Raw genomic sequence first — 11,462 nt, 5'->3', positions numbered from 1 at the left:
GAACTCGCTTTCCACGGCATCCACACCTCCCGCAGAACAAAAGCGGAAAGTGTAACCCATGTGTCCGGTACGTACCGTCACCTATGTCTCAGGCTGCTCAATCAAAGACTTAAGACGAAGCGCCAACCTTCCAAAAAAACCTCGTGTCTGCACCGTGCCTGCAAATGCATTGCCGGCCCTCGCTTCCAGGATCGCGGCGCCGTAGTTGTTCGCCATGATGAGCAGCGCTGTCCGTTCCTCCAGCATGGTGCTGCCGTCGGCCAGATGCCGGCAGATGCTCTCCATGCGCCCGAATTCGTCGATGATGTGCTGATGCCGCCCCATAGCGGCGGACTCCGGCGGCCCGATGCTCGTCAAGGCCTGTTGATGACCGATGCGAGGCCCGGCATTGGAGGCAAATCCGAACCGGGCCTCGCGGCCGCCAACCCCGCGGGGGAATCGACGACGACAGTAGATCGCATGGTGGGCTGACACCCGCCTGACGAGGCCCGCCAACGTGAACCGGCGGGCCTCAGGTTCACCGCCTCAGCCACCTTCGGCGAGATGCGCACCATGGGCGCCTCTGACTGCCGTTCAGGCACGGTGACCGGCGCTTAATTCTTGATGGTTGATCCAAATAAAGAAGACCGCCTCGCGGCGGTCTTCCGAACAAACCAGGTGGTCGAGCGATTGCAGCGACCTATGGTGCCTTGCGGCGGCGCCTAACCAGCCAGTAGACCCCATAGCCCACCGCTAGGATGGGCAATCCTGCGCCCGCAATCGGACCTGGCGCACCGCGAGCACCACCTTGGTCATTATTGTTTTGACCTTGGCTATTTTGGGCGTTGGCCACATTCGGGATACCGAGCGCCAGAGCACCGGCCAGTGCAAACAGCGCCGCAATCTGAGCAAATTTCGTCATTTTGAATTATCCAATTGAAGCACAAATAATAGCCAGATCGATTAATTAGTCAATTTAAATGGCGCTATTAAATGTGGTCAACTTGTCGCAGAGCACGTCCCGAGGCAGCGCTGATCTTCGTGCGGTGCTTCATCGCTTACATAGCAGGCACGCGGATTCGCTTCGCCAGCTCGGCAGCGGCGCGCGACCTCCGGCGCAATAGCGTCATATATCCGCTGCGCTCACCGAAGCGATGCCTCTTGCAGGCAGATCCAAGCACCACGGCGAACGTCCCTTCGCAAATCCGGAAACCCCAGTTCGCGCAAGCTCGTCGAGCTCGCCGCCGGGATCGAGCCCGTCCAGGAACCCGTTCGCGGGCGATCTTGCGCTGATCGTTGGGCCTCCCCTCACGTGAACGGTTGGTGAATGCCTCATTCAGTGGCCGTTGCACGTGGGCGGCGTATACCCACTCGTCGGTGGAACTCGCATGAGTGCCCTTCGTTAGGGATCACGCAAGAGGGAGAACGACAGTGTTACTTATTCGTGCTGCACTACTGGCGCTGGCTACTCTGGGACCAATTTCGGCTGCAAGCGCCCAGGACGCTTCAGTCCAACAAGTCCAGTTTCGGGGCCGTCCGGACGGTGCATGTCCGCCCGGCTACGACTTCAATTTTTCGAACGGCCACTGCTATCCGAACAATTACCACGCCCCCGGCGCCTACAATCGGCCGGCACCCGAGTCATACGGCTACGGTTATTACCGACATCACAGATATGGCGCCTATCCGGAATATGGGTACGCGCCGAGATACTATGACCGCTAGGGCTTGAACGACCCGAGTGCCGCCGCACCACGAACCTGGCTCCCGAAGACGGAGCCCGCTAGCTGCGCGCGACCCTATCGTCGGTGCATGCAGGCGTGCACGTAATCTTTAAAGCCGGAGTCTTTCTTGGCTTTGACGAGACCCATTGCATGTGCCTCGTCGCGGCACATTTCCTTTTTCTCGACAATGTCTGGATGTCTCCCCGCCTTGCACTGAAAGCGGAAAGGTCCTGGCGGATATTGCCTGCAGTTCTGCGCTTCGGCGGCGATGATTAGGCTGCCGAAAACTATCGAAGCGCCGATCAGTTTTCTGATCATGAGGCACCCGATCGAACCAGATTTTTTAACCTCCGCCGTAGGACGAAACGGCCCCAGCACAACCCTAAATGCCGGGGCCGTTGGAGGTTGCTTGGCGTATTCGGGACCAAGCCGTGCGAGCCTAGACCGGCCCTGGATTTTGTTATGTCCACTTTTGGACAGACGGCGGTGGCCGCATTGTATCCGCCGGGCCGCAGGGGATCGTTGCGGGTGAAGCCCGTTTTCATCCTGCCTCGGCGGGCCTTTCCTCAATCAATGGAACCCAAATCATTGTGATTTAATTCACATTGAATTTCGGCAAGCAGAGGCAGTTTATTGCGTCTAATTGACATTGAAGGACGGCAATAATGCCAAAAGATAACTGCCTAATCGTTTTTGCTGCAGGAAGACAATTGGATCTGCTGCGCGGGGAAGCTTCTCGCATCGCCAAAGAAAATAAAGTGGACTGGCACATAGATCGCGCCGACATCGGCACGCTCTTTTGCTTCGAGGACGCCAAGGCGAAAAAAGCCTTCGCACTCACCTGCGATAACTTCGGCATCTCTTGCCGGGACGGTTAGCCGAGAAAAGCCCCGCCGAAAACGTGGGACCGAAGCTCCGCGCCCTGTAAGGCCCACGTGAGTTTGTCGCCGTAAGATGAGCCGAGCGAACGCCGGTGGCGCATCAAACCAATCTGCAGCCTGCGGCTTCTGACCTGTGAGCCCTCGCTGAAAGAACAGAAACAAGGCCTGCCATCGTGAACCGGCGGGCCTTATTGACTCCCGAGACCGTCACACGACCGTGGCATAACCGTTGCATATTAAATCAACCGGGATTTCAGTCCCCAGTTGGAGATTAGATCGCTGCGGGACCCGTGGCATTTCGAGCCCGGCAGCCCGATTTTTTGTTGCTCCGTGGCGCACGCACGCGTGCTCAAGATTAAGAACAAAAGGGCGAGAACATGAGCGATAAGCTACCGTCTGCGCCGAGATTTATGGTGCGGCAGGCTTCTCAGGGTTGGATGGTCTACGATCGACAACGTAAAGGCCCGGCATTGGTCGGGACCAGTCTGGCCCTAGCGGTTAATCTGACGAAAGACCAAGCCGAGCGTGTCCAGCGGTCGCTAGCTGCCGACCTGGGCCACAAGACGTCAATAGTGTCAAATAGAACCGGTCGCCTCTTCGTTAGTCGTTAGCGCAACGTGGCCCCGCTCCGGTTTTGGTATCTCACCCCCGCTAATGCGTCGCCAAAGCTCCCCCCGGTCGGACACTTGCACTGAAGAAAGCCCGCCATTGGCGACGGGCTCAAGGCTGAGGGAGAGGAGAGTAAGACGCCGTGAAGGCGCACCCCGAACGTACGGCGATTCCCAATGATGTGCTGTGTCGCAATTCACACTGTGGACAAGAAAGCATCCCTAGCGCTGAAGAATGAGAAGGGCCGGCGGCTGCCCTTCGACGATCCAACGGAAGCGGACGGTCAAAAGCTCTGCGCGACGTTGGCGAGTAATTGGCGCGGCGCCATCACCAAACTTCCGAAGCTTCGTAGAAAGCTTCGATTGTAGTCGGCGATGAAGCCCTCGCGTGCTTTTGGCACGTTCCTCATTCCGAGGTATTTCCCACGATGACGATGCTGGAGCCAGGCTCCACTTCCATGCCGGAAATCCAGTACTTGGCGTCTTCCCGAAGATGATTTGGCAGGAGTGATCGTACCCAGCGGTACATCTCTTGCTGTTTTTTTCGCGCCCTGCGCTCAACCAGCCAAACCGAAGCCCGATTAATGAATGAGCAACGCTGTTGGCATAAAATGAAATCAACTCGCTGCTGGAGACTCGACAATGACCGAGTACGTCATCAGGGAAGTTGGCTCTCGTCAGTGGCTCGTGTTTGCCGATCGACGATGCATCGCTTTTTGTGCCGATGAAAACGAGGCAGTGAAAGCGATGAACGGACACAGTGCGCGCACTCGCCTTGCGCGTGATGAGATAACGGCTCGGCCGCTCCAGGAAGCTATCACTCCTCAGTCGGGATCGGTTCTCCACACCCGCGAGGCACAGTAGCCCGCTGCCGTCCCGAAGTGCTGGGAATTGATAATCTTGCGAGGGTGCGTGCGTCGGCGCTTTGACGGCGGCATGCGTTTTGTCCGCTGCGAGAGCCGTACACCGCCCGGTCACCGCCCGATCAAGATCACAATCGGCGAGAGGGGCGTGAAGGGCTATTGCGCGGACTACCGGTGCAGCTATAGCGTGCGGGTGATCGTGGTGCCGTTGATCATCCCGCAGATCCCTGCACCGCGTTGACAGTCCAACCGGTTGATGCCGGCCGGACTCTCTGCACCCTAACCTCATGTATCACGACAGGAAATATGATCATGCGCACGATGCTAGTCATATTCACCTTGCTCGCAACCGGAACCGCTGCAGTCGCGGGCTCCGCCTCCCCCGTTTCATACGATTATCCCTGGTGCGTCTATGGTGGGGAGCTCGGCTATTCCGGTGACTGCTCTTATGAGACGAGGGAGCAATGCTTGGCCTCCGCGTCCGGCCGGTCAAACGTGATATGTAAAGAGAACCGGCGCGTTCTATTCCAGCAGCAGGCCGTGCCGCAGCAGGGTGTGCCACAGCCTCGGGCGTACCGGAGACATTGAAAACGGATGCCTCCACTCCGTATCGTCGAAGCGTAGGCCCGTCAGGCTCGAACCGGCAGGCCAAGGTCTTTCACCGCCTCAGCTGGCGGGTGGGCGCCGTCAGCGGTTGATGATTGCGTTTACGGTGCGATCGCCGCCGGCGCTTCTTGCTCTCGGCCGCCAGCGGTCTTTCGGCGCGTCGGATGTGCCGCGTCGCCCCGGCCGGCATTCGCTTCAGACCCTCTCGGCGTTCTCATGGGGCAAGACTTGATGCTCGGCCCCGCAGCTCAACAGGTTATAGGAGACCCCGATGACCACTGCCCGATGCGGTTGCGGCGCCGTGACGCTCTCGCTTCCCGGACCATCCCAACTCATCGTCGCCTGTCACTGCATCGATTGCCAGCGGCGAACCGGCGCGCCGTTCGGTGTGGGTGCGTTCTATCCCGCCGAGTCCGTCACCGTTTCAGGGGAACCGAAGGAGTTCACGCGCGCTGCCGCAAGCGGCGGGAAGGTCCAGAGCTATTTCTGCCCGGACTGCGGCTCAACGGTCTATTGGAAATCCAGCAATCTTCCCGCGTTCATCGGCGTTGCCATCGGCACGATCGCGGACGCAGATTATCCGGCTCCGGCCAGATCGGTTTTCGAGCAGTCGAAACATGCCTGGGTTGAAATCGGGGGGGGCTGGCGTTGAGCACTTCCAGCAAAGCAGCCTGCACAAGACCTCGGGTACGTCTGGCTGATATAGGCTGCATCCATCGACGAGGCTTCCGTCTATCGCGGGACGGAGTGGTCGTTGAGATAAGACTAACCGATCGCCAGCAGAGGTACGTTGCTGCGACGCACTCCCCGCTCCCCTCCTGCGCCATACCACGTTTTCCCGATGGCTGAACTCGAGCCACCATGTTACGTTGCGCGCACATCATTCCTCCTAGGTCTGATGTAGCGGGCTGTGGCCTTCGGACTGCCGCTCGCTGGATACTTTAGCCATTTGTGGCCCCGCCTCCGGACCATGGTTTAAAGTCCGTAGGGCGATGTTTTTTGATACGTTTCCCTCCGTTCTTCCCACAGACTCGGAGGCGGGTCCTTTTTGGCTTCGTCAGCCCTCAGCCGCAGGATCCGTCCGATCGGTCCGGATCCACGCCATCGCCAATTCCCACGCTACCGACAGCACGATCGGCCCTACGAAGAGGCCGACGATGCCATGGGCGAGCGTGCCGCCGATCACGCCGACGAAGATCACGATGGTCGGCGTATTGAGCCCGCGTCCCATCACCAGCGGCTTCAACATGGTGTCGATGAAGCCGACGAGGACGAGGAACACGGTCAGCAGCAGCGCCGTCGTGACGTCCTTTGCGGTCCAGATCCAGATGATCACGGGCAGGAGAACGAGGAAGGCGCCGATCTGCACGATCGACAGCAGCAGCACGATGAAGGCGAGAAGGCCGGCGCTTGGCACGCTCGCGAGCTTGAAGCCGACGCCTGCGAGCAACGCCTGAACGATCGCAACGCCGATCACCCCTTGCGACACGGCGCGGATGGTCGCGCCTGCGAGCTCCAGGAAATGCTCGCTCTGCTCGGGTACGATGCGAAACAAGAAGCCGCGCCCGGCTGCGACGAGCCGCGGACCATGGGGAAACAGGAAGCCGGCAACGAAGACCGAGACGAGAAACTGCAGCGTCCCGACGCTGGCATCGCCGGCGAGCGACAGCAGCGGTCCGGCCAGCGGCTGCAGATACGGCGCCACCTCGCGCAGCACGGCGCGGATGTTGTTGTAGGCCTGCTCCCAGAGCTCGTAGAGCTGCGGGCCGATGATTGGCCAGGATTTGATCTGCTCCGGCGCCGACTGGAGTGCGAGGTCGCCGGTGCCGAGCTGGCGCGCGAGCTCCCTCGCCCCCTCGACCGCACTCAACCCCAACCAGGTCGCCGGCCCGATGACGATGCCAAGCGTCATCAAGGTGAGGATCGCTGCGGCCGTCCTGGGACGGCCGCCAAGCAGCTTGGCGAGCCAGCTGAAGGCTGGATAGAACGCGACCGCCAGCACGGCGCTCCAGGTCAGGATCGGCACGAAAGGCCGGATAATGACGAACGTCCAGATGATCAGGAGCGCGAGCAGGCCGAGCCGGATCAGAAGCTGGACAATGTCCTCTCCCGTCAGGAACTGGCGGAGGGTCTTCACGGGCGCAGCTTTCCTTGCGACTATCTAAGCGATATCCCAGTGCCGGCGGCCGCCGCGATTTGCGCGCGGGGCAGGCCCTCGCCTTATTGCCAGCCGCGGGTCGGGCGTCAAGACGACCCGCCTGTGGGCGTTGCTTCGCTTAGGCGCAACTCGGCGGCCGGATTTGCCTAACCGCCGTTAACCGGATTTGCGCCGATCGATTTACGCGAGCGCAAGCGCGCGAAACCTACACTGGAGACCGTCACCTCAAACATGTTGCTGTGCCATGGCCAATACCGTCTGGACGATCGAAGAATTCTCCTGCCCGAGCTGCAGCATGAACTACACCGCGACGAGGGAAGAGCACGAGGCCAGGCACGCCGGCAGTTTCAAGTGCGGCGTCTGCAACGCGGTGGTCCACACCTGGTCCGGCAATCATCATTACTTCGGCTGGGCGGCCATCAAGGCGAAACCACCGGTGTTCGGCCGGCGGTGGGCAGGCGTGCGCTGATAGGCGCGGACACCGGTTGCACGAACCTCCCGATGTTCCCGGTCGAGCTCCGCCCGAATGTGCAAACCTTCACGCTCGGCGTGAATTGACGCTTCAACACCGGTCCCAGGTCAAGATATTGATCAGCGAAATTCGGCAACACCGGTCCGCCCGGCATACTCTCTGGTCTTCCCTGCGATGGATGCCTGCGAGGGGTGATGGGGAACCATGCGCGGTCGAGCGGCTTGTCAGGTTGCAATGAGCACCATGGCAAACCTACTCGCGCGCAAGCAGGAGCTGCTGGAACGGCTCAAGGGCGACCCCGGCCCGCATGAGCGCGATCAAATCGAACGCCTCATTGAGCAGGTCGATACCGCGCTCAATCTACTCGAGGACGGCGGCCAGGATTACGGCGACCACGACCGCAGCGACGGGCCCTGAAGGTCACCCTGCCGCGTTGCGGACCTGTTCCCACGGAACGAAATCCCCAGGCGGACCGTTGAGACGGTGGGCGGATCTCAGAAGCTTTGCAAGGGACCAGTGGATGTCGAATGATCCCGACCGACGCGAGCGCCACAGCGAATTCTCGATGGACGACTTCTTCCTGTTCGTCCTGTCGAGCAGCTTCTGCCTGCTGGTCGTCGCAGTCAGCCTCTTGATCCGGATGCCGCCCGGCTTGTGAGGGGTGCGCCAATTCCGAGCAGCGCCGTTTGCAGTCCGTTCACCCCTGAGCGGTTAGATCGGGTGCCTTTGCCCCTCCGCCGTAGGCCGCCATGCCGGATCTCAACGCCGTCCTTGCCAAGCTCAACGACCGTCTGCTCAGGCTCGAGGGCGAGCTGTTCGTGCTGCGCTCGCTGGCGCGGGCAACACTGACCGCTGGCGACGATCACGCGGCGCGCATGCGCAAGCTGGTCGAAGCTGCGAAGGTCGCGCTCGACGATGAGGCGCTGCGGCCACTGGACAAGCCGACAAGGAAATACGTCGAGGCTGCGAGCGCGATGGTCGAGGAGCTCCTGGTCGAGCCGACCAAGGCGCGGCCGCTGTTCACGGTCATCGATGGCGGCAAGGCCGACTAGGCCTCTGCGCCTTAGGCCACGGCGGGGTTAGACGTTTTCAGCCGGCTCAGGCCGGCCTCAATGATTGCAATCTCCTCGTCGACCTGACCGATGGGCAGGCTGAAATCATAGCCGGAGCGGCTCTTGAGATCGATTGCCAGCCGCTGGCGGTGCATCATCAGTGCGTCGAGGCCACGGCGATTCTTCAGCCTGACATAGGTGTCGACGATCTGCTCAATCGCGCTCGGCATCCGGTGATTCCAGGAAGAAATAGGCCGCACCGGATATGCACACCAGCGGGCCAACGTTTGTGTCCCGCTTCGCAATACAAATCCGCAACAGATTCGTCGATACGCCAGGCCGGTAGAGAACCCGTTACTACCTTGCTCATCCGGCGCGCGTTTGCGCGATGCGCGGACATGAAAAGGCCGCTGGCAATATCACCAGCGGCCAGCCGGGTTCGAAAACGGATTCGGGATGAAATGTCTGCCAGCCCCGGGCAAGGCCATCCTAAGAGCAGGCTGCCGGCTCGTTCTGCCCGAAATCGTACACAGGAACCTGGAATCCCCGGATCATTCCACCTCGACGCAGAAATAGGTCCGCGGCAGCTTGCGATAGGCGGAATACCGATAATAGGGCCGGTACGCGTAGCCATGCCGGAGTGCCGGCGGCTCCTCGCCGTAATAGGCGCCGTGATAGAAATTGTAGACCGGCCCGAGATTGCAGCGATATTCGTCCCACGCCGGTCCGACGCGCGGCGCCACGCCGATCTCCGGTGGAATTGCCGGCCAAAGCTCGCCCGCACGTACAGGTGGCGCGAGCGCGGCAGCGCCAACGATGGTGACGATGATGCATGCATTTCGCATTCGGCAGCTCCGAGAAGGCCGACGGCCTTGCGCATCGAAGCACGCGCGCAGCGGGCGGCGCAATGGCGGAGATATTGGGGTTAGACGACCTCGGATGCGAGCACGACCGAAGCGCGCCGGTTGTCACTTTTCCTGAGCGTGCATCAGGGACGAACCGACCAGCCCTATCAGGCCGCCAGCCAGCAGCACATATTGCAGCACGGCCAGCGCATGGCTCGGCGCTTCGGTCGAGCTGGTGATTTCATGGATGAGCACGGCCGACGCAACTCCGCTCATCAGCATCAATCTCGGCCATTTCGACACGGCGATCCCCTTCGCGTTGCGCGCCCGTTGGACGCTTCGAATGGACGGCCGGTTCGACAGACTTGCGTCCCGCGCATTGTTGATAACCGGCGCAAAGGGCGCGCGGGGGGTGACAGGGCCTTATGGCGTGTTATCCGGGGGTGACGAAAGCTCCCGAGACGGAACCGAGACCCCATGCGCATCACCTTGATCGGCTCCCGCCATTTCGGCGTGATCACCCTGAACATGCTCCGGGAGCACAGCGTGGACATCGCGCGGGTCGTGGTCGCCGATGGCGAGGACCGCCTCGCGACGACCGCCCGCTCGGCCGGCATCGAGGTGGTGGTCCAGGCCAACCCAAAGCTGGTGACCGCCGCCGAGATCGCGCCAAACACCGACCTGATCATCACCGCACACAGCCATGCCCGCGTCTCCAGGGAGGCGCTTGCGGCCTCGAGGCTTGGCGGCATCGGCTACCACCCGTCACTGCTGCCGCGTCACCGCGGCAAGGCGGCCGTGGAGTGGACCATCAAGGAGGGGGACCCGATCGCCGGCGGCACGATCTACCACCTCGCCGATCGCATGGACGCCGGCGCCGTCGCCGCCCAGGACTGGTGTTTCGTCAAGAAGGGCGAGACGGCGCGCGATCTTTGGGAGCGGGCGCTGGCCCCTCTCGGCCTGAAGCTGCTTGCGGAAGTCATCGACTACATCAAGGTCCACAAGGCGCTGCCGGCAAAGCCGCAAGACGAGCAGTTCGCGACCGCCGCGCCGAGCCTGTCGTAGGCGCTGCCGTGGGATTCATCCTTAACGTCCCGAATCTGGCCGATTCCGTGCCCAAAACGGGTCACGAACGCTCAAATAAACCATTGTTTCCACAGGAACAATTTTCACTTTGGCGATGCAGCAAATTTCTGTCACATTTTCCCCGAATAAGCGTCAGCATCACAGACATAGGCAGGACAGAAATTCATGCGTTTTGATCGCATTGCGTTGATTTTTACCGCCGCGATTGCCACCGGTTCGCTCGCGGCGCCCGCGTTCGCCCAAAATCCCTACGACGGCAACTGGCAGGTCACCATCGTGACCAAGAGCGGCTCCTGCGAAGCGACCGCAAGCTCCATGCTGACGGTTTCCGAGGGCCGGATCACGGCGCCCGGAGCTAACGTTTCCGGCACCATCGGCCGCGAAGGTCTTGTGAAAGTTTCGATCAATGGTGCATATGCCAACGGTCAACTCAGCGGCAACGCCGGATCGGGAAAGTGGAATGGAGCATCAGCAGGCATACCGTGCAGCGGGCGGTGGGAAGCATCGCGCCAATAAGCCAACCGAGGCTCGGGTTATGAACCGGCGGCTGCTCGTTGCGGCCGCCGTTTTGTTTGCGGCCTCAGTCGCAAATTCGGAAAGCAAGGCGCAGTCCGGCCCGTTCGCTGCCCTTGCCGGCAGTTGGAGTGGTGGCGGCACCGTCATGCTCGACGACGGATCGACCGAACGCATCCGTTGCCGCGCCAAGTACGCGCCCGCAGGTCCTGCGATGGAAATGTCGCTGACCTGCGCCAGCGACGCCTACAAGTTCAACCTCTCCGCCAGTGTCCGCGCGGAAGGCAATGCCATCACCGGCAGCTGGAGCGAGGCCAGCCGCAACATCAGCGGCGTGATCAAGGGCCGCGGCGGCGGCGCAAACTTCGAGGTCGTCGCCGAGACCGCCGGCTTCAACGCCAGCATCGCCCTGCACACGAGCGGCACCAAGCAGACGGTCACGATGCGGGCGGACAGCCAGTTCCGCGGTGCGAACATCGCGCTGTCGCGCTAGCTTCAATCCGTTATCGACACGCGATCCGGCCACCCCGCCGGATCGTTTTTTATGCCTCGGCGCGCGACCTCCGTCTCCGCGCCGCGCCGGAATGACATCAGGGCATGGCGCCCTTCCCGCGCAGCCGTGCATCGTTGCATCGACAGATTTGGCCGTTGCAAACTCGCGCCTGGTCGCCGATA

18 protein-coding genes and 1 pseudogene are annotated in these 11,462 nt (G+C 61.3%); 12 read left to right on the top strand and 7 right to left on the bottom strand.

Going from position 1 to position 11,462, the window contains the following annotated elements; genetic code table 11:
- Positions 1-81 precede the first annotated feature (81 nt).
- From SO139_RS29620 to SO139_RS29610, 3 genes are all read right to left on the bottom strand, one after another.
- The gene (locus tag SO139_RS29620; RefSeq protein WP_449382506.1) at positions 82-324 is read right to left on the bottom strand and encodes a hypothetical protein; all 243 of its coding nucleotides are present in this window, start codon (positions 322-324) and stop codon (positions 82-84) included.
- A 355-nt stretch (positions 325-679) separates the two neighbouring features.
- Positions 680-901: a hypothetical protein gene (locus SO139_RS29615; RefSeq protein WP_449382507.1), complete on the bottom strand. Its 222-nt coding sequence runs from the start codon at positions 899-901 to the stop codon at positions 680-682.
- A gap of 877 nt (positions 902-1,778) precedes the next feature.
- Positions 1,779-2,021, bottom strand: coding sequence for a hypothetical protein (locus SO139_RS29610; protein WP_449382508.1), 243 nt, complete (start codon positions 2,019-2,021; stop codon positions 1,779-1,781).
- A 347-nt stretch (positions 2,022-2,368) separates the two neighbouring features.
- Between SO139_RS29610 and SO139_RS29605 the strand changes: the two genes are divergently transcribed.
- From SO139_RS29605 to SO139_RS29585, 5 genes and pseudogenes are all read left to right on the top strand, one after another.
- The gene (locus SO139_RS29605) at positions 2,369-2,581 is read left to right on the top strand and encodes a hypothetical protein (RefSeq protein WP_449382509.1); all 213 of its coding nucleotides are present in this window, start codon (positions 2,369-2,371) and stop codon (positions 2,579-2,581) included.
- 1,253 nt (positions 2,582-3,834) lie between these two features.
- Positions 3,835-4,056, top strand: a complete 222-nt coding sequence (locus tag SO139_RS29600) for a hypothetical protein (protein ID WP_449382510.1) — start codon at positions 3,835-3,837, stop codon at positions 4,054-4,056.
- A 48-nt stretch (positions 4,057-4,104) separates the two neighbouring features.
- Complete coding sequence (locus tag SO139_RS29595; protein ID WP_449382511.1) at positions 4,105-4,296, top strand: hypothetical protein; 192 nt, start codon at positions 4,105-4,107, stop codon at positions 4,294-4,296.
- A 65-nt stretch (positions 4,297-4,361) separates the two neighbouring features.
- Positions 4,362-4,643 carry a DUF3551 domain-containing protein gene (locus tag SO139_RS29590; RefSeq protein ID WP_498541063.1) on the top strand — a complete coding sequence of 94 codons (282 nt, stop codon included), beginning with the start codon at positions 4,362-4,364 and terminating at the stop codon, positions 4,641-4,643.
- Between the two features lie 289 nt (positions 4,644-4,932).
- A pseudogene (locus SO139_RS29585) lies at positions 4,933-5,362 on the top strand (GFA family protein).
- Positions 5,363-5,718: 356 nt separating this feature from the next.
- Here SO139_RS29585 and SO139_RS29580 read toward each other — a convergent pair.
- Positions 5,719-6,798 carry an AI-2E family transporter gene (locus SO139_RS29580; protein WP_449382513.1) on the bottom strand — a complete coding sequence of 360 codons (1,080 nt, stop codon included), beginning with the start codon at positions 6,796-6,798 and terminating at the stop codon, positions 5,719-5,721.
- A gap of 265 nt (positions 6,799-7,063) precedes the next feature.
- Between SO139_RS29580 and SO139_RS29575 the strand changes: the two genes are divergently transcribed.
- The 4 genes from SO139_RS29575 to SO139_RS29560 all read left to right on the top strand — a co-directional run bounded on the left by SO139_RS29575 (position 7,064) and on the right by SO139_RS29560 (position 8,343).
- Positions 7,064-7,288: a hypothetical protein gene (locus SO139_RS29575; protein WP_449382514.1), complete on the top strand. Its 225-nt coding sequence runs from the start codon at positions 7,064-7,066 to the stop codon at positions 7,286-7,288.
- A gap of 246 nt (positions 7,289-7,534) precedes the next feature.
- Positions 7,535-7,708 (top strand): hypothetical protein, encoded by a 174-nt coding sequence (locus tag SO139_RS29570; RefSeq protein WP_449382515.1) that lies wholly within the window; start codon positions 7,535-7,537, stop codon positions 7,706-7,708.
- 103 nt (positions 7,709-7,811) lie between these two features.
- The gene (locus SO139_RS29565; protein WP_449382516.1) at positions 7,812-7,949 is read left to right on the top strand and encodes a hypothetical protein; all 138 of its coding nucleotides are present in this window, start codon (positions 7,812-7,814) and stop codon (positions 7,947-7,949) included.
- Between the two features lie 91 nt (positions 7,950-8,040).
- Positions 8,041-8,343: a hypothetical protein gene (locus SO139_RS29560; protein ID WP_449382517.1), complete on the top strand. Its 303-nt coding sequence runs from the start codon at positions 8,041-8,043 to the stop codon at positions 8,341-8,343.
- Between the two features lie 11 nt (positions 8,344-8,354).
- On the opposite strand, the gene SO139_RS29555 is transcribed toward SO139_RS29560, so the two are convergent.
- The 3 genes from SO139_RS29555 to SO139_RS29545 form a co-directional block, all read right to left on the bottom strand.
- Positions 8,355-8,573 (bottom strand): hypothetical protein, encoded by a 219-nt coding sequence (locus tag SO139_RS29555; protein WP_449382518.1) that lies wholly within the window; start codon positions 8,571-8,573, stop codon positions 8,355-8,357.
- A 321-nt stretch (positions 8,574-8,894) separates the two neighbouring features.
- Positions 8,895-9,188: a hypothetical protein gene (locus tag SO139_RS29550; protein ID WP_449382519.1), complete on the bottom strand. Its 294-nt coding sequence runs from the start codon at positions 9,186-9,188 to the stop codon at positions 8,895-8,897.
- Positions 9,189-9,311: 123 nt separating this feature from the next.
- Complete coding sequence (locus SO139_RS29545) at positions 9,312-9,464, bottom strand: hypothetical protein (RefSeq protein ID WP_449382520.1); 153 nt, start codon at positions 9,462-9,464, stop codon at positions 9,312-9,314.
- 201 nt (positions 9,465-9,665) lie between these two features.
- Here SO139_RS29545 and SO139_RS29540 point away from each other — a divergent pair, with 201 nt between their 5' ends.
- The 3 genes from SO139_RS29540 (at position 9,666) to SO139_RS29530 (ending at position 11,280) form a co-directional block, all read left to right on the top strand.
- Positions 9,666-10,253, top strand: coding sequence for a formyltransferase family protein (locus SO139_RS29540; RefSeq protein ID WP_449382521.1), 588 nt, complete (start codon positions 9,666-9,668; stop codon positions 10,251-10,253).
- 186 nt (positions 10,254-10,439) lie between these two features.
- Positions 10,440-10,790 (top strand): hypothetical protein, encoded by a 351-nt coding sequence (locus SO139_RS29535; protein WP_449382522.1) that lies wholly within the window; start codon positions 10,440-10,442, stop codon positions 10,788-10,790.
- Entirely contained in the window at positions 10,735-11,280 is a 546-nt protein-coding gene (locus tag SO139_RS29530; protein WP_449382523.1) for a hypothetical protein, read from the top strand. The genes SO139_RS29535 and SO139_RS29530 overlap by 56 nt, the downstream gene beginning before the upstream one ends.
- The last annotated feature ends 182 nt before the right edge of the window (positions 11,281-11,462 follow it).

Source organism: Bradyrhizobium sp. UFLA05-89 (genome assembly GCF_059803475.1).
The sequence above is the reverse complement of the archived record's forward strand: the minus strand, read 5'-3'. Positions and strand labels throughout refer to the sequence as shown.

What these genes read in the sequence shown, in the direction of transcription:
- SO139_RS29620 (WP_449382506.1), bottom strand. Translation starts at nt 324, where the DNA reads ATGGGGCGGCATCAGCACATCATCGACGAATTCGGGCGCATGGAGAGC.
- SO139_RS29615 (WP_449382507.1), bottom strand. Translation starts at nt 901, where the DNA reads ATGACGAAATTTGCTCAGATTGCGGCGCTGTTTGCACTGGCCGGTGCT.
- SO139_RS29610 (WP_449382508.1), bottom strand. Translation starts at nt 2,021, where the DNA reads ATGATCAGAAAACTGATCGGCGCTTCGATAGTTTTCGGCAGCCTAATC.
- SO139_RS29605 (WP_449382509.1), top strand. Translation starts at nt 2,369, where the DNA reads ATGCCAAAAGATAACTGCCTAATCGTTTTTGCTGCAGGAAGACAATTG.
- SO139_RS29600 (WP_449382510.1), top strand. Translation starts at nt 3,835, where the DNA reads ATGACCGAGTACGTCATCAGGGAAGTTGGCTCTCGTCAGTGGCTCGTG.
- SO139_RS29590 (WP_498541063.1), top strand. Translation starts at nt 4,362, where the DNA reads ATGATCATGCGCACGATGCTAGTCATATTCACCTTGCTCGCAACCGGA.
- SO139_RS29575 (WP_449382514.1), top strand. Translation starts at nt 7,064, where the DNA reads ATGGCCAATACCGTCTGGACGATCGAAGAATTCTCCTGCCCGAGCTGC.
- SO139_RS29570 (WP_449382515.1), top strand. Translation starts at nt 7,535, where the DNA reads ATGGCAAACCTACTCGCGCGCAAGCAGGAGCTGCTGGAACGGCTCAAG.
- SO139_RS29565 (WP_449382516.1), top strand. Translation starts at nt 7,812, where the DNA reads ATGTCGAATGATCCCGACCGACGCGAGCGCCACAGCGAATTCTCGATG.
- SO139_RS29560 (WP_449382517.1), top strand. Translation starts at nt 8,041, where the DNA reads ATGCCGGATCTCAACGCCGTCCTTGCCAAGCTCAACGACCGTCTGCTC.
- SO139_RS29555 (WP_449382518.1), bottom strand. Translation starts at nt 8,573, where the DNA reads ATGCCGAGCGCGATTGAGCAGATCGTCGACACCTATGTCAGGCTGAAG.
- SO139_RS29550 (WP_449382519.1), bottom strand. Translation starts at nt 9,188, where the DNA reads ATGCGAAATGCATGCATCATCGTCACCATCGTTGGCGCTGCCGCGCTC.
- SO139_RS29545 (WP_449382520.1), bottom strand. Translation starts at nt 9,464, where the DNA reads ATGAGCGGAGTTGCGTCGGCCGTGCTCATCCATGAAATCACCAGCTCG.
- SO139_RS29540 (WP_449382521.1), top strand. Translation starts at nt 9,666, where the DNA reads ATGCGCATCACCTTGATCGGCTCCCGCCATTTCGGCGTGATCACCCTG.
- SO139_RS29535 (WP_449382522.1), top strand. Translation starts at nt 10,440, where the DNA reads ATGCGTTTTGATCGCATTGCGTTGATTTTTACCGCCGCGATTGCCACC.
- SO139_RS29530 (WP_449382523.1), top strand. Translation starts at nt 10,735, where the DNA reads ATGGAGCATCAGCAGGCATACCGTGCAGCGGGCGGTGGGAAGCATCGC.